Origin of the sequence: Streptomyces sp. OR43 (assembly GCF_008042275.1) — a bacterium.
Classification (GTDB): domain Bacteria; phylum Actinomycetota; class Actinomycetes; order Streptomycetales; family Streptomycetaceae; genus Streptomyces.
This window is the reverse complement of record NZ_RDBK01000043.1, coordinates 2,166,910-2,187,339: the sequence shown is the minus strand read 5'-3', so window position 1 is coordinate 2,187,339 and position 20,430 is coordinate 2,166,910. Positions and strand designations below refer to the sequence as shown.

Sequence of the window (20,430 nt, the reverse complement as noted above, 5' to 3'; positions counted from 1 at the left end):
GGATGAGCGGGGCTGCAGGCGGCCGTATGTCCCAAGACCGCCCCGTCGAATGCAGGCTATGTCTTTGTGAACGCGTGCACAAAGATAGTGTCCGTTTTGTCCGGTCAAAGTGACCGGGGTCACGCGCACTCGTCCCGCGATCCAGGAACCACGGATCGCATCAGCCCGTTGCAGGCCCGAAGGGGGCAAAGCGGAACACACTCCTCACAGCCACGCCCCCGAGACCACTCAAAACGCCCACGATGGTAACCAGGTTTCGCTCAGGAAAGCAGCGCGCTGCGCAGTCTTACCGGGTCCACCCGCCAGAACGTGTGCTGTTCGTTATCTACGAGCACCACGGGGATCTGCTCCCAGTACTCCTTGTACAGCTCCTCGTCCCGGGTGATGTCCTTCTCCTCCCAGGAAGCGCCGGTCTCCTTGCAGACCGTCCGCACCACCGCCCGGGCGTCGTCACAGAGGTGACACCCCGGCTTCCCGACCAGGGTCACCACGCGGTCGGCGGGCTTCTTCTTCGTACGACGCAGCAGGGCACTCATACCTCTCATTCTGCGCCGCTCCCGGGCCGCTTCCACCCTTGAACCGGTACGCCCGGGAATCGCCCGTTTAACGCGTCGGTCTCCGAGAGTTCACGCCGCCGCATCCCGGCAGGTCGGGAAGGAGCGCGGTGACTGGCTATGCTCACGGCATGGCCGCTCTTGGATGGCTCACACCGCGTAGGCGTTCCGCGACAGCACGCAGCGTGCTGGCAGGCGAAGCGGCGGCGGAGGCAGCGCGGAAGTCCTCGCTCGACGCCGAACAGTCCGCCGCCGCCGAGGACGGCGCCGCGCGGGACGGGGAACCCGAATTCCCCGTCGTCGGCGACGACCGGGCCGCCGCCTTCTTCGACCTCGACAACACCGTCATGCAGGGCGCCGCGATCTTCCACTTCGGCCGCGGCCTGTACAAGCGGAAGTTCTTCGAGCGCCGCGAACTCACCCGGTTCGCCTGGCAGCAGGCCTGGTTCAGGCTGGCCGGCGTCGAGGACCCCGAACACATGCAGGACGCCCGCGACAGCGCCCTGTCCATCGTCAAGGGCCATCGCGTCTCCGAGCTGATGTCGATCGGCGAGGAGATCTACGACGAGTACATGGCCGACCGCATCTGGCCCGGCACCCGCGCGCTCGCCCAGGCCCACCTCGACGCCGGCCAGAAGGTCTGGCTGGTCACCGCCGCACCGGTGGAGACCGCCACCATCATCGCCCGCCGGCTCGGCCTGACCGGCGCGCTGGGCACCGTCGCCGAATCGGTCGACGGCGTGTACACCGGACGCCTGGTCGGCGAACCCCTGCACGGCCCCGCGAAGGCCGAGGCGGTACGCGCCCTGGCCGCGGCCGAGGGCCTGGACCTGGCCCGCTGCGCGGCGTACAGCGACTCGCACAACGACATCCCGATGCTGTCCCTGGTCGGGCACCCGTACGCGATCAACCCGGACACCAAGCTCCGCAAGCACGCGCGCGCCCGGGACTGGCGGCTGCGCGACTACCGGACCGGCCGCAAGGCCGCCAAGGTCGGCATCCCGGCCGCCGCGGGCGTGGGCGCCCTCGCCGGCGGCACCGCGGCAGCCGTCGCCCTGCACCGCCGCCGCCACTGACTGCCCGGCCGCGGGCCGCCGGGGCCGGGCCACGCCCGGCCTCCGCCGCCAATCGGAACCCCATACCCACCGACCGCTCCGGCCAGTCGGGTTACCCGCACTCGACCACAACCCGTCGCGGCCTGTGACAGATCTCGAAGTATTCCGATCAATAACCGATCACGATGTGCTACTTGATGCATCGCATAGTCGCTACAGAAGCGACGTAATCGGTGATTTGAGCAACTGGGTGTAGCACTGCCTGTACGAAGCGTTATTCTCCTCAGACGCATTCCGGAACCCACCACTCACTACGACGAGTGACGGTTTCGCACTGCACGTGATGGAAGCTCTGCCTCTGGGAGTCCCGTGTACCCACACGTCGGGGTTGACGCCTCGGGCCTGGCTACGCTGCGCGCAACGGTCGGCGACCGCTTGCGCGGCTTCGTCCCCACCGCGTACGCCGTACCCGCCTTTGCCACCCCTGCACCTGCCGGCCCCTGCTACGCCCTGGCCGAACGCGGCGCGGCGGTCGGAAGACGCAGCAACCGCGGCGCAACGACCACGTCCACCGTTCGTCGGCCGACCGCCGACAGCGACAGCGCGCGCATGATGGATCTCGTCGAGCGCGCACAGGCCGGTGAGGCTGACGCCTTCGGCCGCCTCTACGACCAGTACAGCGACACCGTGTACCGCTACATCTACTACCGGGTGGGCGGCAAGGCGACGGCCGAGGACCTCACGAGTGAGACCTTCCTCCGCGCCCTGCGGCGCATCTCCACCTTCACCTGGCAGGGCCGCGACTTCGGCGCCTGGTTGGTCACCATCGCTCGCAACCTGGTCGCCGACCACTTCAAATCCAGTCGTTTCCGACTGGAAGTGACCACCGGCGAGATGCTCGACGCCAACGAGGTCGAGCGCAGCCCCGAGGACTCCGTCCTGGAGTCCCTCTCCAACGCCGCACTGCTGCAAGCCGTGCGCCGACTCAACCCCCAGCAGCAGGAGTGCGTGACCCTGCGCTTTCTGCAAGGCCTCTCGGTCGCCGAGACCGCCCGGGTGATGGGCAAGAACGAGGGCGCGATCAAGACCCTGCAGTACCGCGCCGTCCGCACCCTCGCCCGGCTCCTTCCGGACGATGCCCGCTGACCCCATCCCGGACCGAGTGACGCTCGGCGATATGTTCATCACGCACTGGTCCGATCATCTTTCGTGCGTAACCCCAATGCCGCGCCGCTCGTTGTGCCGGTTGCAGGCTCCCTGTCGTCACCCCCTGTCCGCAGACACTCACTCAATCGTGTGGATGCGCTCAAGGTGTGCAACCTTCCGGACCCACAGGGGAGTCGACCGTCATGACGAGAGGAGGTGCCGCCAGTGATCGCAAACGTTTCGGCACACCGGCGGGCGAACGCCTTCGCCCAGGCCCTGGAGGAGCAGTCGCTCCGCGGTGCGGCGGCCGTACAGCCCGAGGACCCGGCCGAACAGGCCGACCCCGGACCGCTGTTGGCCCTGGCGAACGGCCTCGGTGAGCTACCGAAGCCGGAGTTGGATCCCGAGGTCAAAGTGGTGCAGCGAGCCCAGCTCGTCGCCGCCATGGAGGCCATGTTCGCCGAGGGCGGCGCGTCCGCGGACCCTACGGTGCCCGAACAACGGGGCAAGGGGGCCCACCGGGCCTCGCCACTCCGGAAACTGCGCCCCAGATCCCGCTGGACGAAGGGCCTCGCGGCCGGCGGGCTCACCGTCGGTGTGGCCGCGGGAGCCTTCGGCGGAGTGGCCGCTGCCAGTTCCGACGCCCTGCCGGGTGACTCCCTCTACGGGCTGAAGCGCGGCATGGAGGACATCCACCTCGGCCTGGCCGACGGCGACACGGACCGCGGCGAGGTCTACCTGGACCAGGCCTCGACCCGGCTCAGCGAAGCCCGCAGGCTGATGGAGCGCGCCCGCTCGGGCGACCTGGACCACGAGCAGCTCGGCGAGGTCCGACGCACGCTGGGCCGCATGACCCACGACGCCACGGAGGGCCACCGTCTGCTCCACGCCGCCTACGAACGCGACGGCGGGATCGGCCCCATCCAGACCCTCGACTCCTTCTCCCGCACCCACCGCGACAGCTGGAGCAGCCTCCGCGACCGCCTCCCCGTACAGCTGACCGACATCGGCGACCAGGTGAGCTCGGTCTTCGCGGCCATAGACCAAGAGGTCGAACCGCTGCAGTCGCTGCTCCCCCGCCCCGTGGAGAAGGACAGCGGATTCAAGGAGTCCGGCACCACCGGCGAGGGCTCGGCACCGTCCTCCCGTTCGCACGCCCCGTCGCCGTCGTCGCCTTCCGGCACGCACGACAGCAGCCCGGGCACCAGCTCCTCGCCCCGCCCCTCGGGCTCGGGCAGCAGCCCCGCGGACGGCCTGATCGGCGGCGGCACGGACGGCCTCCTCGACCCGCCGTCCCCCGACGCCACCAGCCCGTCCCAGGACACACCGAGCACGACCCCGTCGCCGGACATCACCCTGCCGCCCCTGATCCCCGGCCTGATCGGCGGCCTGGGAATCGACGCCCAGGACGACAAGAACTGACACCGGCCGGGGGCGGCCCCAACCGGGGCCGCCCCCGGCCTCATCAAGCCCGTCCAGCCCCATCAAGCCCGTCCGGCGTCTGAGGGCAAAGCGGTCTCGCCACGGACCGGCCAATCAAGCCCGTCCGGCGATTGAGGACAAGGCCCGCGCCCCAGCGCACCCGCACCTCGCGCCCGAGGCCACCCATCCGCAGCCCGTCCGGCGCTTGAGGACAAATCGACACACCCGGACGCCCGGGCAACGTCAGAAGAACACCGACCGCCGCTGCACCAGCAACTTGTACAGCGTGTGCTGAATCTGCTCCCGCACCTGATCCGTCAGATTGAACATCAGCATCGGATCCTCCGCCGCCTCCACCGGATACCCGTCCGTGGGAATCGGCTCACCGAACTGGATCGTCCACTTCGTGGGCAACGGCAGCGCCCCCAGCGGTCCCAGCCAGGGAAACGTCGGCGTGATCGGGAAGTACGGGAAGCCCAGCAGCCGCGCCAGAGTCTTCGCGTTGCCGATCATCGGGTAGATCTCCTCCGCCCCCACGATCGAGCACGGCACGATCGGCACCCCGGCCCGCAACGCCGTGGACACGAAACCGCCCCGCCCGAAGCGCTGCAGCTTGTACCGCTCGCCGAACGGCTTGCCGATGCCCTTGAACCCCTCCGGCATCACGCCGACGACCTCGCCCTGCCGCAGCAGCCGCTCCGCGTCCTCCGCGCAGGCCAGCGTGTGCCCGGCCTTGCGGGCCAGCTCGTTCACGACCGGCAGCATGAAGACCAGGTCCGCCGCGAGCAGCCGCAGATGCCGCCCCGCCGGATGGTTGTCATGCACCGCGACCTGGAGCATCAGCCCGTCCAGCGGCAGCGTCCCCGAGTGGTTGGACACGATGAGCGCCCCGCCGTCCGACGGGATGTTCTCGATGCCCTTCACCTCGACCCGGAAGTACTTCTCGTACACCGGCCGCAGCACCGACATCAGGACCTGGTCGGTGAGCTCCTCGTCGTAACCGAACTCGTCGACGTCGTACTCGCCCGTGACCCGCCGTCGCAGGAACGCGAGCCCGCCCGCGATCCGCCGGTCCCAGCCACCGCCTGCCACGCCCTCGGAGCCCGCCACAGCTTCCTCCTGCCCCTCCGGCGGCAGCGAGGCCGCCGGCTGCCCGGGCAGGGCGCTCACGGACCCCGTACCGCGTCCCGGGGAACGCCGGCGCGCGGCACGCGGTGCTCCCCCCGACCGTGAACGGTCGTCATCGAACGGAATGACCTTGGCATCCGCCATCGTCGGTGCGCTCCTCTACCTGACGCTCGGAGTCGGGTGTGTGTCGCCGCTGCCGGGGACCCGGCCGGTCCCCCCGGCGAACGGCAGCGCCGCCAGCCGGTCGACGGCCCGGCCCACCGCCGCGGGCGGCAGCAGCCCCGGCCCCCGGCTGCGCGCGTACTCGGCGAAGGTCTCCGCCGTGGAGAACCGCGGTCGGAAGCCCAGGGTCTCGCGCATCTGGACCGTGGAGACCACCCTGCCATGGGTGAGCAGCCGGATCTGTTCCGGCGAGAAGTCCGTCATGCCGACGGTACGCAGCGCCTGCCCGACCCACGTGACCGCGGGCAGCAGCAGCGGCATCGTCGGCCGCCCCAGCCGCCGCGCGCACTGCGAGAGCAGCAGCACCCCGTCCCCCGCGATGTTGAACGTCCCGCTGTTCAGCGTCCCGCGCCGCGGCTCGCCGGAGGCGATACCGAGGACGTCCAGGACGTCGTCCTCGTGGACGAACTGGAGCCTCGGGTCGTACCCGAACACCGTCGGCAGGACCGGCAGCGCGAGATAGTCGGCGAGCGGCGAGTCCGGGTCGGGTCCCAGGATGTTCGCGAACCTCAGCACGCACACGGCCACGTCCGGCCTGCGGCGCGCGAAGCCCCGTACGTACCCCTCGACCTCCGCCGCGTCCTTCGCGAAGCCGCCGCCGGGCAGCGACTTGGGCGGCGTCGTCTCGTGGAAGACCGCCGGATCGCGGGGCGCGGAGCCGTACACGCCCGTACTGGACTTGACCACCATCCGCCGCACCGACGGCGCCTTCTGACAGGCGCCGAGCAACTGCATCGTGCCGATGACGTTGGTCTCCTTGACCGCGGTACGCCCCTGGGCCCCGAGCGCCTTGCCACTGACGTCCAGGTGCACGACCGTGTCGACCATGTGCTCGGCGAGGACCCTGGCGATGGCGGGCTGGCGGATGTCCGCGCGCACGAACACGGCGTCGCCCAGCCCGTGCCCGGGCTCGACCGCGTCGACCGCGATCACCCGGTCCACGTCCGGTTCACGCTGGATGCGCCGCACGAACCGGCCGCCCAGCTGCCGGGCCGCTCCCGTGACGAGCACGACCTTCCCCAAGATCAGCGCCTTCCCTCGGTCTCCCGTGAGGTGAGTGAAGGGGACGCCCGCGAAAAGGCACTCCCCCGCTCGTCACCGTAGCGGGTGGATGTTGCCCTGTGACGTCTGCGCGGCGGCGTTCTCCCGCGTCTTGGCCCGAATGTGCGCACCCGCCGCCCGCAGCGCCGCGTACCGGCCCCGCACAGCACCGCAGCCCTCCCGCCTCATCGGCGAAAGGGCTGCGGATTTCACGAACTGCGTTCGCTTACTTCTTGTTGCGACGCTGAACGCGCGTGCGCTTGAGCAGCTTGCGGTGCTTCTTCTTGGCCATCCGCTTACGCCGCTTCTTGATAACAGAGCCCACGACTACCCTCGCTCACTTCTTCTTCACTGGTGCGGGGCGTCTGGGCCCACACGACCTACGTCGGCCTAGCCTACCCGCCACCGCGTGAGGTACGTAATCCGAGGGGAACGTCAGGCCGTCCCCACCCCCACGAAGGACTCACGGAGATACTCGTGAACCGCTTGCTCCGGCACCCGGAAGGACCTTCCCACCCGGATCGCCGGCAGATGACCACTGTGCACCAAGCGGTACACGGTCATCTTCGACACTCGCATGACCGAGGCGACTTCCGCCACGGTCAGAAACTTGACCTCGTTGAGAGGCCTCTCGCTGTCAGCAGCCATGACCCACCTGTACCTTCCGCACGAGACGCGCACCGGCTTCCCCTCCGGTGACTCTTCGTCGCTGTGCGCTCACTCCCCAGATTAGGGGCGGGTGATGCGAGTGGGGAAGAGGAGAGACGATCGGCCGCCTACTGTGACAGACACGCCCGATTGAGCACATAGCGCGTCAGCGGCAGGTAATACGCGGACCGCACGCCGTCGTCGAGCGGAACGGCGACCGCCACCCGGCCCTCCGCCTCCCCGACGAACAGCGCCGGATCGTCCGTATCCGCCAGGCCGATCGCCTCGATGCCCAGCTGACCTGCCCCGCAGACCCAGCCGTGGTCTCCCACGACGAGTTCCGGCAGCGGCCCGCGAGCCTCCGCGGCGGCCTCCAGGGCCACCCTCAGCGGCAGCGGTGAGTGGGTGTGTGCGCCGGTGCCACCGCCGGGCACCCGCGCGCCGGGTTCGCGCACCAGCGCGACTCCCCGTACGTAGTCGAGGTGGTACGTGCGTACTCCGAACCGGGTCGTTATGTCGATACGTCGCCCCTGCGCGGGGGTGAGTACGGCACACCCGACCGCCGACAGGGCGTCTGCCAGCGCTGCGTAGAAGCCGATCAGCCGATGCGGATGTCCCGTCCCGAACAGCACCGGCGCCCGCCGGACCGCCGCGTCCGACAACCGCTCGGCAAACGCGTCGAGACCCGCCATCGTCCGCTCAGGATCGATCACGTCGGGACCCGAGACATGGGCCGGGTCGTCCGAGACCCCGCACTTGTCGGCCATCAGCCGCAGCAGGTCCCGCTCCCCCCACCCCTGTCCGGGATCGAGTCCCAGCGTCACCCGCGGATCCCTGGCCGCGAACAGCCGATAGCTCCGCAGGCTCGTCTCCCGCGAGGTGGCCACGGGCCCGGCCAGCCGGGCCGCCAGCAGATGCGCGCGCAGCGCTCCGGTGCTCAACACCCTGCCGATGCTGCCCCACCACCGGCGCCGGGGGGCCAAAACCCGGATTACGCCCCACAGTTGGCGCAACCGGAACGAGCCACCGCTCCGGCCGTCAGGTCAGCAGCCCCCGCAGCGGGAACGCCGCACGCCGGGTCGCGAGCACCGCCTGATCCAGCCGGTCCGCAGGGTCGTAACCGTCCTCCCACGCCTTCCACGACGGAGTCCGCCCGTCCGTCATCCGGGCCGGCCCCAGCTGCCGGGTCCGGGCGTAGACCTCGTCGCGCCAGGACGACGGGATCACCGACTCCGGATCCACGGGCGCGTGCGCGGCGATCCCCACCAGATGGGTCCAGGACCGCGGCACCACGTCCACCACCGCGTACCCGCCCCCGCCGAGCGCCACCCAGCGCCCTTCCTCCGCATGCTCGTGCGCCAGATCGTGGCAGGCCGCCATCACGGCCCGCTGCGCGTCCAGCGACACCGCGAGATGGGCCAGCGGGTCCTCGAAGTGCGTGTCGGCCCCGTGCTGCGTCACCAGCACCTGCGGCCGGAAGTCCGCCAGCAGCTCCGGCACCACCGCGTGGAACGCCCGCAGCCATCCCGCGTCCCCCGTACCGGCCGGCAACGCCACATTGACCGCACCGCCCTCCCCCGCCCCGGCACCGGTCTCCTCCGGCCACCCGGTCTGCGGGAAGAGCGTGCGTGGATGCTCGTGCAGCGAGATGGTCAGCACCCTCGGGTCCTCCCAGAACGCCGCCTGCACGCCGTCGCCGTGGTGCACGTCGACATCGACGTACGCGACGCGCTCGGCCCCCAGCTCCAGCAGCCGCGCGATGGCGAGCGCCGGATCGTTGTAGATGCAGAAACCCGCCGCCCCGCCGGGCATGGCGTGATGGAGCCCGCCGGAGAAGTTCACGGCGTGCCCGGTCTCGCCCCGCCACACGGCCTCGGCCGCCGCCACCGACTGGCCGGCGATCAGCGCCGACACCTCGTGCATCCCGGCGAACGCCGGATCGTCCGTCGTCCCGATCCCGTAGTTCTGGTCCGCGGCCCGCGGATCGGCGGACGCGGCCCGCACCGCCGCCACGTAGTCCGACCGGTGCACGAGCCGCAGCGTCGAGTCCCCGGCCGCCTTGGCGGCCACGACATCCACCGCCCGGTCGAGACCGAACGCCCGGACCAGACCCATCGTCAGGGCGAGCCTGACCGGATCCATGGGATGACTGTCCCCGAAGTCGTATCCCGTTACTGCGTCATCCCACATCAACTGTGCGCGGCCGCTCATGCCCGCCACCGTATCGGGCAGGCTCCGCGCCGAACGACTTGGCGTACACCAGCGTCGCGAGCACCAGCACCATCGGCACGAGCATCGCGCCCCGGTAGCTCCAGGCGTCCCCGAGCGCCCCCACCAGGGGTGAGCCCACCAGGAACCCCACGTAGTTGAAGATGTTCAGCCGGGCGATGGCGGTATCGCTCGCCCCGGGGAACATCCGCCCGGCGGCCGCGAACGTCTGCGGCACGATCACGCAGAGCCCGAGCCCGAGCATCGTGAACCCGAGCATCCCCACCCAGGCCCCGCCCGCGACCGCCACCACACCGAACCCGGCCGCGGCCAGCACGCTCCCCGACCGCACCACGGCCACGGCACCGAACCGCCGCACCCCGAAGTCCCCGACGGCCCGCCCGAGCAACGTCGTCACCATGTACACGTTGTACGGGACCGTCGAAAGCTGCTCCGAACTCCCCAGCACGTCCTGGAGGTACTTGGCGCTCCAGTTCGAGACCGTCGAATCCCCGATGTACGCGAAACACATCACCAGACAGAGCGGCATCAGCAGTTTGAACGAAACCGACCCGGCCGCACCCCGCGCCGCACCCTTCTCCCGCTCGTCCTCCTGCTTCCCCTCGACGTACCAACGGCTCCCGACGAACGCGACGGGCAGCAGCACGACGACCACCGGAAGGTACGAGACCAGCAGCGAGAGATCCCAGTGAGCTCCGGCCCACGCCATGGAGGCCCCGGCGATCCCGCCCAGGCTGTACGCGGCGTGGAAGCCGAGCATGATGGAGCGCCCGTACGCCCGCTGGAGGCTGACCCCCATCATGTTCATGGAGGCGTCCAGCGCACCTACGGACAGCCCGAACACACCGAGCGCCAGGGCCGCTTCCCACACCTGGCTCCCGGCACCGACGCCGAGCAGCGCAAGCAGCACCACCGGCTGCGCCCACCGCAGGACGACCCTCGGACGCACCCGTGCGACCACCTTCTCGGTGACCACGCTGCCCACACCGGCCAGGACCGGCACGGCGGCGAGGAACACGGGCAGCAGGCCGTCGGATATCCCGTACCGGTCCTGAATGGCGGGGATCCGGGTCACGAGGAGAGCGAAGGTGACGCCCTGCACGAAGAAGCTCAACGCGAGGGAGGCTCTGCCGTGCCGCAAACGTGCATCTGTCATGGGCGCGAGCGTAGGGCCAGTTTCTACCCATGGGTAGACGCGTCAGGCAAGCAATTCCCGCAGCTGTCCCATGTCGGAGAAATGCCCGGTCACACCGGCCAGCCGGTCCGCCGGCATCATCGATGTGAACCCGTACACGTCCATGCCCGCGGCCCTGGCCGCCTCCACACCGAGCGGGCTGTCCTCGATGACGACGCACCGTTCCGGGGCGACGCCCATCCGCTCGGCGGCGAGGAGGAACAGGTCCGGCGCCGGCTTCCCCCGGCCCACGTCCTCGGCCGAGAAGATCCACTCCTCCTCGAACCACTGGTCGAGCCCTGTCCTGCGGTGGCTGACCCGGATCCGCTCGTGACTGCTGGAGGAGGCGACGCAGTACGGGATCCCGTCGGCGACGAGCTCCCCCAGCACCTCCTCCACGCCGGGCACGGGCACCAGCTCCCGCTCGAACGCGGCGAAGATCCGCGCGTGGAGCGTGTCGTCGAAGTCTGCGGGCAGCTTCTCCCCGCCCCGCTCCTCGACGAGGTCGTGCACCCGGTGCACGGCGGACCCCATGTAGTCGCGGAGGGACTCCTCGTACGAGGTGGGGTGGCCGAGCTCGGTGAGGTAGGCGGCCAGGATGGTGTTGGAGATCGGCTCGCTGTCCACGAGCACACCGTCGTTGTCGAAGATGACCAGTTCGTAGCGCATGTCACGACCTTAAACGGTCGGAACGCAGAAAAGCCCCGTGCCACAAGGGCACGGGGCTTAACTATCAAAAGGAGTTCGGCGGCGTCCTACTCTCCCACAGGGTCCCCCCTGCAGTACCATCGGCGCTGAAAGGCTTAGCTTCCGGGTTCGGAATGTAACCGGGCGTTTCCCTAACGCAATGACCACCGAAACACTATGAAATTAACCAACACCGGATGAAAACACGGCCGTTCGTTATTTCAGAACTAACACAGTGGACGCGAGCAACTGAGGACAAGCCCTCGGCCTATTAGTACCAGTCAGCTCCACCCGTTACCGGCCACGAGAGCGGAACAACCGAGTCGGAATAGGACCGGTCGTTCACTATGTCCTCGCTGTGTGCATTGCCTGCCAAGCCCGAAGGCCTGCCAGGACTTTCAAAGGAACCTCGAACCTGCCGAAACAGGTCGGGGTATCAACATATCTGGCGTTGACTTTTGGCACGCTGTTGAGTTCTCAAGGAACGGACGCTTCCTTCGTACTCACCCTCGCGGGCTTTCCTCCGGGCGCTTCCCTTCGGTCTTGCGTTTCCGACTCTATCAGACTCTTTCGTGTCCGATTCCCGGTCGAAGCGGGTCTCGCATTTCCGCTTTCCAGTTCTTCGCTTTCGCGCTTTCCCTTTCCAGCGAGTCCGACTCTATCAGATCCTTTCGGGCCTGATTCCCAGTCAGCGGGGCTTGTCCTCGCGGCTGTTGGGCCGTTCCGACGAGTGAGACGTTAGCGGAATCCAGGGCCCCGACGCTAATCGGGGTCACGTTCCTTCGAACGTGGATTCCTCATTTCGCGAATGCGCGCACGCAGATGCAGGCGACAGCTGTCGCTCGCTCGTTGTGGTTACTGCGGAATGGCTGTCCGGGGACCGACCGGGGTCGGCGCTCACGTCGGACAACTCGGAGCACACTACGGATGCGTGGGGGGCGTGTCAACCCCGGCCCTCGTCGGGGTGCGGTGGAAGGCGAGACGGTAGTCGCGGGGGCTGGTGCCCAGGTGGGTGGCGAAGTGCTGGCGCATGGTGATCTCGCTGCCGAAGCCCGTACGGCGGGCCACCTCGGGCAGCGGGAGGTCGGTGCGTTCCAGAAGTTTCTGAGCTGCGGCGATGCGCTGGGCGATCAGCCAGCGCAGCGGCGTGGTGCCGGTGCTCGCCTGGAAGTGGCGGGCGAAGGAGCGCGGCGACATGCCGGCCCGGTCGGCCAGCCCCGCCACCGTGTGCGGATCCGCCAAGCGGGTCAGGGCGAAGGCGCGGACATCGGCGAGCGTGTCGGCGTCGCGGTCGGTGTGCGGCGTGGGGTGCTCGATGAACTGGGCCTGCGTGCCGGTGCGGAAAGGGGCCGTGACCATCGACCGTGCGATCGTCGCCGCCGCCTCGGCGCCCTGGGCCGTCCGGACGAGGTGGAGGCAGAGGTCGATGCCTGCTGCGGTGCCTGCCGACGTCCAGAGGTTGTCGTCGTGGACGAACAAGGCGTCCGGGACGACGGTCACGGCGGGATGGCGGGTACGCAAGAGGTCCGTGAGGTTCCAGTGGGTGACTGCCCGCCGGCCGTCCAGGAGGCCCGCCTGCGCCAGGGTGAAGGCGCCTCCGCAGAGGGCCGCGATGGGCGTGGCGCGGGCATGAGCGCGGCGCAGGGCCGCGAGGACCGGTTCCGGGGCCGGTGTCACATGGTCGTCGAGCCCCGGCACGACGATCAGGTCGGCGCGGGCCAGCCAGGTCAGTGTGCGGTCGGGGGTCAGGGAGAGGCCGCCGCGCAACGCGATGGGGGCGTCGGTGGCCGCGGTGCGGTGCAGGTCGAACGGCGGGACTCCCCGGTCCGTCCGGTCCACGCCCCAGACCTCCGTGATGACCGAGACGTCGAACGCCCGGACACCGGGGAAGGAGACGAGGGCGATCCGGGTGGGGGCGGGATGGAGTGTCCCGGTCATCGGCATGGTGGCAGTAAAGCATCGATCGATGGCTTTCCGACCTCTGGGCGCTCCGGTCCCGGGGCGGCAGGATCGTGGTCATGGAGATCGCGGAGAACGCAGCGCTGGTCGTGGTGGACGTGCAGCAGGGATTCGAGGAGGAGGCGTACTGGGGGCCGCGGAACAATCCCGCGGCGGACGAGAACATCGCCGGGCTGATCGACGCCTGGCAGTCGAGCGGTCGGCCCGTCGTCTTCGTACGGCATGACTCGCCCAAGCCCGATTCGCCGTTGCGGGTGGGATATCCCGGGAACGACTTCAAGCCGTACGTGGAGAAGCGGCGGGGTAAGGGCGGCGGAGCGGAACTGTTCGTCGCGAAGAGCGTGAACTCGGCGTTCTACGGAACACCGGATCTGGGTGCCTGGCTGAACGCGGCAGGAGTGCGGCAGATCGTGGTGGCCGGGATCCAGACCAACATGTGCGCGGAGACGACAGCGCGCATGGCCGGGAACCTGGGTTACGAGGTGTTCTTCGCGCTCGACGCGACCTACACCTTCGACGGGGCCGGTCCGTGGGGATGGACGCTCGGTGCGGAGGAGTTGGCGCGGGCCACCGCCGTGTCGTTGCACGGCGGTGGGTTCGCGAAGGTGGTGCGCAGTGCGGAGCTGATCGCGGCCGCGAAGTAGGGTCCGGGCCCCGGCTCAGCCGTTGCCGGAGGCGAGCTCGCGGCTGCGGTCGCGGGCCGCTTCGAGGGCGGCGATGAGAGCGGCGCGCACCCCGTGGTTCTCCAGTTCGCGGATGGCGCTGATCGTGGTGCCGGCCGGGCTGGTGACGGCCTCGCGGAGTTTGACCGGGTGCTCGCCGCTGTCGCGGAGCATCACTGCGGCGCCGATGGCGGCCTGCACGATGAGGTCGTGGGCCTGGGCGCGGGGCAGGCCCAGCAGGATGCCCGCGTCCGTCATCGCCTCGACGAGGAAGTAGAAGTACGCGGGTCCCGAGCCGGACAGGGCGGTCGCCGCGTCCTGCTGCGACTCGGGGACGCGCAGGGTCTTGCCGACGCCTCCGAAGATCGACTCCGCGGTGGCGAGGTGTTCGGTGGTGGCGTGGCTGCCCGCGGAGATGACGGACATACCCTCGTCGACCAGGACGGGAGTGTTCGGCATGACGCGGACCACCGGGGTGCCGGCGGCGAGGCGCTCCTCGAAGAAGGCGGTCGTGATGCCGGCTGCGGCGCTGATGACCAGGCGGTCGGCGGTGAGGTGCGGGGAGAGCTCGTCGAGGAGGCGGCCCATGTCCTGGGGCTTGACCGCGAGGATGAGGATGTCCGCGCGCTTGGCGGCCTCCGCGTTGGTGACCGTGTCGACGCCGTAACGGTCGCGCAGCTCGGCGGCGCGCTCGGAGCGGCGGGTGGTGACCAGCAGGTTCGCCGGACGCCAGCCGGCCCGGATCATGCCGCTGAGCAGGGCCTCGCCGATCTTGCCGGTGCCGAGGACTGCAACTGTCTGGGTCATGCGCTTCACCCTCCGGGCGGTGCTCACGGTTCTCGTGGCGCCATCCTCGCACCGGCCGGTCAGGTGGTGCGGCGGCGGAGGGTGGCCGCGCCGAGCGCCAGGACGAGGACGGCGCAGCCGGCCACGACCGCGATGTCGCGGACGAAGTCGCCGGTGACTTCGGTGTGGTGGAGGACCTCGTTCATGCCGTCGACGGCGTACGACATGGGCAGGACGTTTGAGAGCGCTTCGAGGGCGGGGGCCATCCGGTCCCGGGCGATGAAGAGTCCGCAGAGCAGGAGCTGCGGGAAGATCACGGCCGGCATGAACTGGACGGCCTGGAACTCGGATGCCGCGAAGGCCGAGACGAACAGGCCGAGCGCCGTGCCGAGCAGGGCGTCGAGCAGCGCGACCAGGAGCAGCAGCCACGGTGATCCGGTGACGTCCAGGCCGAGGGCCCAGACCGAGAGGGCCGTGGCCAGGAGCGACTGGACGATGGCGACGGCGCCGAAGGCGAGCGCGTAGCCGGCGATCAGGTCGCCCTTGCCGAGCGGCATGGCGAGGAGGCGCTCCAGGGTGCCCGAGGTGCGTTCGCGCAGGGTGGCGATCGAGGTCACCAGGAACATCGTGATCAGCGGGAAGATGCCGAGGAGCGAGGCGCCGATGGAGTCGAACGTCTGCGGGCTCCCGTCGAACACGTACCGCAGCAGCGTGATCATCAGGACCGGGATCAGCAGCAGGAGAGCGACCGTGCGCGGGTCGTGCGTCAGCTGGCGCAGGACCCGGCCCGCGGTGGCGAGGGTGCGGGCCGCGCTCAGGGGCCGGGAGCCGGTGGTCGTCGTGTTCATCGGGCGTTCTCCTGACGGGTGGCGGCCGCGTCGACCAGGTGGAGGAAGGCTTCTTCGACGGTGTCGGTCCGGGAGTTCGTGCGCAGGGCCTCGGGGGTGTCGTCGGCGAGGATCTCGCCCTCGCGCATCAGGAGCAGTCGGTGGCAGCGCTCGGCCTCGTCCATGACGTGGGAGGAGACGAGCAGGGTGGTGCCGCGGTCGGCGGCGAGGCTGTGGAAGAGGTTCCAGAGATCGCGCCTGAGCACCGGGTCGAGGCCGACGGTCGGTTCGTCGAGGACGAGGAGTTCGGGGGTGCCGAGCAGCGCGACGGCGAGGGAGACGCGGGTGCGCTGACCGCCGGAGAGGGTGCCGGCGAGATCGTCGGCGTGGCTGCTCAGGTCCACTTCGGTGATCGCTTGGGTGACGGCAGCGCGGCGGTCCTCCCGGTGCCGGCGGCCCGGCTGGAGGACCGCCGCGAAGTAGTCGAGGTTCTGCCGGACGGTGAGGTCGGTGTAGACGGACGGGGCCTGGGTGACGTACCCGATCCTGGGCCGGAGGGTGGGGTGGCCCGCCGGACTGCCCAGGACGTCGAGGGTGCCGGTGACCTTGGCCTGGGTGCCGACGACGGCACGCATCAGGGTGGATTTGCCGCAGCCTGAAGGGCCGAGGAGGCCCGTGATCCGGCCGGGTTCGACGGTGAAGCCGAGGCCCTTCAGGACGGTGCGGCTGCCTCGTACGACGGTGAGGCCACGGGCCTCGATGGCGGCGCCCGAAGAATTCATCATGTGATGAATTTTGGTCCCGGCGGGCGCCGCCGTCAAGGGACCGGGCGGGGCCGGGCCGTCAGCGGACGGCCACACTCAGATCGACGACGTATGCCTCCTCCACCGTGCCGTCCGGGAAGAGCCGCGCGAGGTGCTCGCGTTCGTCGGCGAGGAAGCGCCGGGTGGGTTCCTTGCCCAGGACCAGGAAGGCGGAGTGGCTGCCGAGGTTGTCGAGGTGGGTGGCCAGGGGGACGCGCCGGGTCCAGGGGATACGGCGGTGCACGAAGGCGAGCTCGGGCAGCAGACCGCGGGTGAGGGCGGGCGCGCCGTGGGCGCTTTCGTCCTCGGCCCCGGTCTCGTCGCGGAAGAAGTCGCGCAGCCGGGTGTCCTGGCCGGCCACCCACGGGACGGTGTGGTCGGAGACGTTCCACCAGAGAGCGAGCGCGCCGCCCGGCCGCAGGACGCGCAGGGCCTCGGGCGTGGAGCGGTCGCGGTCGGTCCAGTGGTAGGACTGCGCGTACGTGATCAGGTCGGCCGAGGCCGGGGCGAAGGGAAGGCTGTTGCCGTCACCCCGCACCAGCGGCACGCAGGGGAGGGACCGGCGCAGTTCGGCCGCCATGCCGGGGCCCGGCTCCACGGCGACGACGCGGGCGCCGCGGTCGTGCAGGCGCCGGGTGGAGATGCCGGTGCCCGCGCCCACGTCGAGCGTGCGGGCACCGTGCAGGGGCAGGCCCGCGAGCTCCTCTACGGCGTCGAACAGGGCGGCGGGGTACCCGGGGCGGGCGGCGGCGTACTGGGCGGCCGCCCCGTCGAAGGACAGGGCGCGCCGGGGTGCGGGATCGGGCGTGTGTTCCGGAGCGGCGTCCGGGGATTCCGTTGCGGTCATGGGGCCATCGTGGCCCGCCGGCCGTACGGGCCGGGCCGGGTCCCCTACTTGCGCCGCGGCTTCTTCGCCCTGGCCGTCTTGCGGGCCGCCGGGTTGCCGGTCCTGGACGAGCGGCGCTTCGCGAAGCGGACCTGGGCCGCCTCGTACTCCGCGCGGCGCAGCTTCTCGCCCGGCGCCTCGGTGAACGTACGGAAGAAGTACGCGAGGAGCGAGCCGACGAAGCCGATGGTCTTGAGACCGCGCAGCGTGTCCTCGCGGGCCGGGTCGGCCGGGCGGCGGCTGAAGCCCTCCCACGTCTTGCGGAACGCGACGGCGCTGCAGATGGCGAACATCAGGACGACCAGCAGGCCGACGAAGCTGCCGACATCGGCGATCTGCAGGCCCTGATAGGCGAAGCGGAGGACGAAGCAGGAGGCGACCGCGGCGGCCAGCGAACCGATGGCGGCTCCGGCCCTGCGGAGCCCGTAGTTGCCGTCGTGGGCGACCCAGGTCGTGCCGAAGAAGCGGAGGGGCTCGGGCTGCGGGCCGGGGGCGGTCGCGGGGGCGCCGGTGGGCGTCGCGCCGGACTCGGTGGTGCCGGGAGCCGTGCCGTCGGGGGTGTCGCTGTTCTCGGTCACGCGACCGATTATCCCAGGGTCGGGACGGAGCCCGGGGCAGCCGTGCGCGGCGGCGCCGCGCACGGTGCGAATGCCGGCGCGGCTCAGCCGCAGTGTTCCCAGGAGCTGGTGTAGGTGTACGTGGCGACACCTGCCTCGATCATGCCGCCCCACTTCACACAGCGGCTGCCCGCGGCGAGCCTGACCGGTCCCGCGTACGAGGAGTACGTCCCCTGGTCCTTGGCCTGTCCCTTGCCGTCCCCGTCCACATCGAGCCAGGCGCCGGTGGTCAGCGCGTAGCCGCTGGTGGAGGAGGAGTGGAAGGTCACGACACAGTTGGACCGGGTGCTCGCGTTGTAGAAGAGATGGACGCGGGCCAGTTCGGTCGCCGAGTTCCGGAACGCGTGCGAGTCGATCTGGGTGTACCCGGATCCACAGACCCCCGCCGGAGTGGCGGCCGCCGTGACCGCGCCGGCCGGGGTGGCGCCGAGTGCCGCGAGGGCGGCGACGGCGGCCGCGATGATCGCCGGGCGGCGTACGGAAGTGCGCATGCTCCCCCAATCATGATCCTTACATGACAAGGGTGCGAGCCTACTGCGAGCGGATGGTCACGGGGAGTTGGTTTTACGCCACGCGCAGGAGGGCGGGCCACGGTTCCGGCCCCTCCGTGGAGGGGCCGGAACCGGGTGGCTCAGCCCAGCTTGGAGACGTCGCGGACGGCGCCGCGGTCCGCGCTCGTCGCCATGGCCGCGTAGGCGCGCAGCGCCGCCGAGACCTTGCGCTCGCGGTTCTTCGGCGCGTACACGCCGTTCAGCGCCTCACGGCGGGTGGCCAGATCGGCGTCGGACACGAGGAGCTCGATCGAGCGGTTCGGGATGTCGATCCGGATCCGGTCGCCGTCCTCGACCAGCGCGATCGTGCCGCCGGACGCCGCCTCGGGCGAGGCGTGGCCGATGGACAGACCCGACGTACCACCGGAGAAGCGGCCGTCGGTGATCAGCGCACAGGTCTTGCCGAGACCCCGGCCCTTGAGGAAGGAGGTCGGGTAGAGCATCTCCTGCATGCCGGGGCCGCCGCGCGGGCCCTCGTAACGGATGACGACGACGTCGCCGTGCGTGATCTCCTTGCGGAGGATCTTGTCGACGGCGTCCTCCTGGGACTCGCAGACGACCGCCGGGCCCTCGAAGGTCCAGATCGACTCGTCGACGCCGGCCGTCTTCACGACGCAGCCGTCCACGGCGATGTTGCCCTTGAGGACCGCGAGGCCGCCGTCCTTGGAGTACGCGTGCGCCACGTCGCGGATGCAGCCGCCGGCCGCGTCCAGGTCGAGGGTGTCCCAGCGCTCGGACTGCGAGAACGCGGTCGCGGAGCGGACACAGCCCGGCGCCGCGTGCCACAGCTCGACGGCCTCGGGGGACGGCGAGCCGCCGCGGATGTCCCAGTTCTTGAGCCACTCGGCGAGCGTGTCCGAGTGCACCGAGTGCACGTCCTCGTTCAGCAGACCGCCGCGGTGGAGCTCGCCGAGGAGGGCGGGGATACCGCCGGCCCGGTGAACGTCCTCCATGTAGTACGTACCGCCGGGCGCCACGTTGGGCGCGACCTTGGACAGGCACGGGACGCGGCGGGAGACCTCGTTGATGTCGTCGAGGTCGTACGCCAGCTCGGCCTCCTCGGCCGCGGCCAGCAGGTGCAGGATCGTGTTGGTCGAACCGCCCATGGCGATGTCCAGCGCCATCGCGTTGTCGAACGCGGCGCGGGTGCCGATGGAGCGGGGCAGGACCGTCTCGTCGTCCTGCTCGTAGTAGCGCTTGGTGATCTCGACGACCGTGCGGCCGGCGTCCTCGTACAGCGCCCTGCGGGCGGTGTGCGTGGCGAGGACGGAGCCGTTGCCGGGGAGGGAGAGGCCGAGGACCTCGGTCAGGCAGTTCATCGAGTTGGCGGTGAACATGCCGGAACAGCTGCCGCAGGTGGGACAGGCGTTCTCCTCGATACGGAGGATGTCCTCGTCGGAGATGCTCTCGTCGACCGCGTCACTGATCGCGTTGACCAGGTCGAGCTTGCGGACCGTGCCGTCGACGAGGGTGGCCTTGCCGGCCTCCATCGGACCGCCGGAGACGAAGACCGTGGGGATGTTGAGGCGCATCGCGGCCATCAGCATGCCGGGGGTGATCTTGTCGCAGTTCGAGATGCAGATCAGCGCGTCGGCGCAGTGCGCCTCGACCATGTACTCGACGCTGTCGGCGATGAGGTCGCGGGAGGGCAGGCTGTAGAGCATGCCGCCGTGGCCCATGGCGATGCCGTCGTCCACCGCGATGGTGTTGAACTCGCGGGGCACCGCGCCCGCGGCCTTGATCGCCTCGGAGACGATCCGGCCGACGGGGGCGAGGTGGGTGTGGCCGGGGACGAACTCCGTGAAGGAGTTGGCGACCGCGATGATCGGCTTGCCGATGTCCTCGCTCGCTACGCCCGAGGCGCGCATAAGGGCGCGGGCGCCCGCCATGTTGCGGCCGTGGGTGACAGTGCGGGACCTCAGCTGGGGCATCGTCTCTCGCTCCTTCGACAGAAAAGACTCGTTCCGAGCGTACGCCTCCGGTGCCAGGATCTGGACAGGGTGTCCGGAATGCGGGATGCGGTGCTCAGTTGG

At 70.1% G+C, this 20,430-nt stretch carries 21 protein-coding genes and 1 rRNA gene; 4 read left to right on the top strand and 18 right to left on the bottom strand.

The genetic code is table 11. The annotated features are described in order from the left end of the window. Positions 1–260: 260 nt before the first annotated feature. Positions 261–536, bottom strand: coding sequence for a glutaredoxin family protein (locus tag EAO72_RS28695; RefSeq protein ID WP_148020056.1), 276 nt, complete (start codon positions 534–536; stop codon positions 261–263). 149 nt (positions 537–685) lie between these two features. On the opposite strand from EAO72_RS28695, the gene EAO72_RS28690 reads away from it, so the two are divergent. From EAO72_RS28690 to EAO72_RS28680, 3 genes are all read left to right on the top strand, one after another. Beyond that, on the top strand, positions 686–1,630 hold the full coding sequence (locus EAO72_RS28690; RefSeq protein WP_148020055.1) for an HAD family hydrolase: 945 nt from the start codon (positions 686–688) through the stop codon (positions 1,628–1,630). 348 nt (positions 1,631–1,978) lie between these two features. Beyond that, positions 1,979–2,755, top strand: coding sequence for an ECF subfamily RNA polymerase sigma factor, BldN family (locus EAO72_RS28685; RefSeq protein WP_024490754.1), 777 nt, complete (start codon positions 1,979–1,981; stop codon positions 2,753–2,755). A gap of 225 nt (positions 2,756–2,980) precedes the next feature. Beyond that, positions 2,981–4,177 carry a DUF5667 domain-containing protein gene (locus EAO72_RS28680; RefSeq protein WP_148020054.1) on the top strand — a complete coding sequence of 399 codons (1,197 nt, stop codon included), beginning with the start codon at positions 2,981–2,983 and terminating at the stop codon, positions 4,175–4,177. Positions 4,178–4,420: 243 nt separating this feature from the next. On the opposite strand, the gene EAO72_RS28675 is transcribed toward EAO72_RS28680, so the two are convergent. From EAO72_RS28675 to EAO72_RS28625, 10 genes are all read right to left on the bottom strand, one after another. Next, a complete protein-coding gene (locus EAO72_RS28675; RefSeq protein ID WP_148020053.1) occupies positions 4,421–5,449 on the bottom strand; it encodes a lysophospholipid acyltransferase family protein in 1,029 nt (342 codons plus the stop codon). A gap of 15 nt (positions 5,450–5,464) precedes the next feature. Then, positions 5,465–6,550 carry an NAD-dependent epimerase/dehydratase family protein gene (locus EAO72_RS28670; protein WP_148020052.1) on the bottom strand — a complete coding sequence of 362 codons (1,086 nt, stop codon included), beginning with the start codon at positions 6,548–6,550 and terminating at the stop codon, positions 5,465–5,467. A gap of 244 nt (positions 6,551–6,794) precedes the next feature. Continuing rightward, positions 6,795–6,893 (bottom strand): 30S ribosomal protein bS22, encoded by a 99-nt coding sequence (locus tag EAO72_RS28665; RefSeq protein WP_003948845.1) that lies wholly within the window; start codon positions 6,891–6,893, stop codon positions 6,795–6,797. A 110-nt stretch (positions 6,894–7,003) separates the two neighbouring features. Further along, positions 7,004–7,216 carry a helix-turn-helix domain-containing protein gene (locus EAO72_RS28660; protein ID WP_123460011.1) on the bottom strand — a complete coding sequence of 71 codons (213 nt, stop codon included), beginning with the start codon at positions 7,214–7,216 and terminating at the stop codon, positions 7,004–7,006. 128 nt (positions 7,217–7,344) lie between these two features. After that, positions 7,345–8,160, bottom strand: coding sequence for a phosphatase (locus tag EAO72_RS28655; RefSeq protein ID WP_148020051.1), 816 nt, complete (start codon positions 8,158–8,160; stop codon positions 7,345–7,347). Between the two features lie 94 nt (positions 8,161–8,254). Continuing rightward, complete coding sequence (locus EAO72_RS28650) at positions 8,255–9,427, bottom strand: acetoin utilization protein AcuC (protein ID WP_148020050.1); 1,173 nt, start codon at positions 9,425–9,427, stop codon at positions 8,255–8,257. Continuing rightward, positions 9,396–10,601 (bottom strand): MFS transporter, encoded by a 1,206-nt coding sequence (locus EAO72_RS28645; protein ID WP_148020049.1) that lies wholly within the window; start codon positions 10,599–10,601, stop codon positions 9,396–9,398. Before EAO72_RS28645 ends, EAO72_RS28650 begins: the two co-directional genes overlap by 32 nt. A 42-nt stretch (positions 10,602–10,643) precedes the next feature. Next, on the bottom strand, positions 10,644–11,288 hold the full coding sequence (locus tag EAO72_RS28640) for an HAD family hydrolase (protein ID WP_148020048.1): 645 nt from the start codon (positions 11,286–11,288) through the stop codon (positions 10,644–10,646). Between the two features lie 73 nt (positions 11,289–11,361). Beyond that, positions 11,362–11,478, bottom strand: a 5S ribosomal RNA gene (gene rrf, locus EAO72_RS28635). Between the two features lie 749 nt (positions 11,479–12,227). Then, positions 12,228–13,244 (bottom strand): GlxA family transcriptional regulator, encoded by a 1,017-nt coding sequence (locus EAO72_RS28625; RefSeq protein WP_187285253.1) that lies wholly within the window; start codon positions 13,242–13,244, stop codon positions 12,228–12,230. 80 nt (positions 13,245–13,324) lie between these two features. On the opposite strand from EAO72_RS28625, the gene EAO72_RS28620 reads away from it, so the two are divergent. Then, entirely contained in the window at positions 13,325–13,909 is a 585-nt protein-coding gene (locus EAO72_RS28620; protein WP_148020046.1) for a cysteine hydrolase family protein, read from the top strand. 15 nt (positions 13,910–13,924) lie between these two features. Here EAO72_RS28620 and proC read toward each other — a convergent pair whose 3' ends face one another. The 7 genes from proC to ilvD all read right to left on the bottom strand — a co-directional run bounded on the left by proC (position 13,925) and on the right by ilvD (position 20,328). Further along, entirely contained in the window at positions 13,925–14,734 is an 810-nt protein-coding gene (gene proC / locus EAO72_RS28615) for a pyrroline-5-carboxylate reductase (RefSeq protein ID WP_148020045.1), read from the bottom strand. A 59-nt stretch (positions 14,735–14,793) separates the two neighbouring features. Further along, positions 14,794–15,561: an ABC transporter permease gene (locus EAO72_RS28610; RefSeq protein WP_148020044.1), complete on the bottom strand. Its 768-nt coding sequence runs from the start codon at positions 15,559–15,561 to the stop codon at positions 14,794–14,796. Next, positions 15,558–16,325, bottom strand: a complete 768-nt coding sequence (locus EAO72_RS28605; protein WP_148020043.1) for an ABC transporter ATP-binding protein — start codon at positions 16,323–16,325, stop codon at positions 15,558–15,560. The genes EAO72_RS28610 and EAO72_RS28605 overlap by 4 nt, the downstream gene beginning before the upstream one ends. Before the next feature lie 58 nt (positions 16,326–16,383). Beyond that, the gene (locus tag EAO72_RS28600; protein ID WP_148020042.1) at positions 16,384–17,190 is read right to left on the bottom strand and encodes a class I SAM-dependent methyltransferase; all 807 of its coding nucleotides are present in this window, start codon (positions 17,188–17,190) and stop codon (positions 16,384–16,386) included. Positions 17,191–17,234: 44 nt separating this feature from the next. After that, a complete protein-coding gene (locus EAO72_RS28595; protein WP_148020041.1) occupies positions 17,235–17,807 on the bottom strand; it encodes a hypothetical protein in 573 nt (190 codons plus the stop codon). Positions 17,808–17,890: 83 nt separating this feature from the next. After that, a complete protein-coding gene (locus tag EAO72_RS28590) occupies positions 17,891–18,337 on the bottom strand; it encodes an acetyltransferase (RefSeq protein WP_222724128.1) in 447 nt (148 codons plus the stop codon). A gap of 140 nt (positions 18,338–18,477) precedes the next feature. Next, on the bottom strand, positions 18,478–20,328 hold the full coding sequence (gene ilvD, locus EAO72_RS28585) for a dihydroxy-acid dehydratase (RefSeq protein WP_148020040.1): 1,851 nt from the start codon (positions 20,326–20,328) through the stop codon (positions 18,478–18,480). Positions 20,329–20,430: the final 102 nt, after the last annotated feature.

Coding starts and splice junctions, on each gene's coding strand:
- EAO72_RS28695 (WP_148020056.1), bottom strand. CDS start 536: ATGAGTGCCCTGCTGCGTCGTACGAAGAAGAAGCCCGCCGACCGCGTG.
- EAO72_RS28690 (WP_148020055.1), top strand. CDS start 686: ATGGCCGCTCTTGGATGGCTCACACCGCGTAGGCGTTCCGCGACAGCA.
- EAO72_RS28675 (WP_148020053.1), bottom strand. CDS start 5,449: ATGGCGGATGCCAAGGTCATTCCGTTCGATGACGACCGTTCACGGTCG.
- EAO72_RS28660 (WP_123460011.1), bottom strand. CDS start 7,216: ATGGCTGCTGACAGCGAGAGGCCTCTCAACGAGGTCAAGTTTCTGACC.
- EAO72_RS28650 (WP_148020050.1), bottom strand. CDS start 9,427: ATGAGCGGCCGCGCACAGTTGATGTGGGATGACGCAGTAACGGGATAC.
- EAO72_RS28645 (WP_148020049.1), bottom strand. CDS start 10,601: ATGACAGATGCACGTTTGCGGCACGGCAGAGCCTCCCTCGCGTTGAGC.
- EAO72_RS28640 (WP_148020048.1), bottom strand. CDS start 11,288: ATGCGCTACGAACTGGTCATCTTCGACAACGACGGTGTGCTCGTGGAC.
- EAO72_RS28625 (WP_187285253.1), bottom strand. CDS start 13,244: ATGACCGGGACACTCCATCCCGCCCCCACCCGGATCGCCCTCGTCTCC.
- EAO72_RS28620 (WP_148020046.1), top strand. CDS start 13,325: ATGGAGATCGCGGAGAACGCAGCGCTGGTCGTGGTGGACGTGCAGCAG.
- proC (WP_148020045.1), bottom strand. CDS start 14,734: ATGACCCAGACAGTTGCAGTCCTCGGCACCGGCAAGATCGGCGAGGCC.
- EAO72_RS28610 (WP_148020044.1), bottom strand. CDS start 15,561: ATGAACACGACGACCACCGGCTCCCGGCCCCTGAGCGCGGCCCGCACC.
- EAO72_RS28605 (WP_148020043.1), bottom strand. CDS start 16,325: ATGATGAATTCTTCGGGCGCCGCCATCGAGGCCCGTGGCCTCACCGTC.
- EAO72_RS28600 (WP_148020042.1), bottom strand. CDS start 17,190: ATGACCGCAACGGAATCCCCGGACGCCGCTCCGGAACACACGCCCGAT.
- EAO72_RS28590 (WP_222724128.1), bottom strand. CDS start 18,337: ATGCGCACTTCCGTACGCCGCCCGGCGATCATCGCGGCCGCCGTCGCC.
- ilvD (WP_148020040.1), bottom strand. CDS start 20,328: ATGCCCCAGCTGAGGTCCCGCACTGTCACCCACGGCCGCAACATGGCG.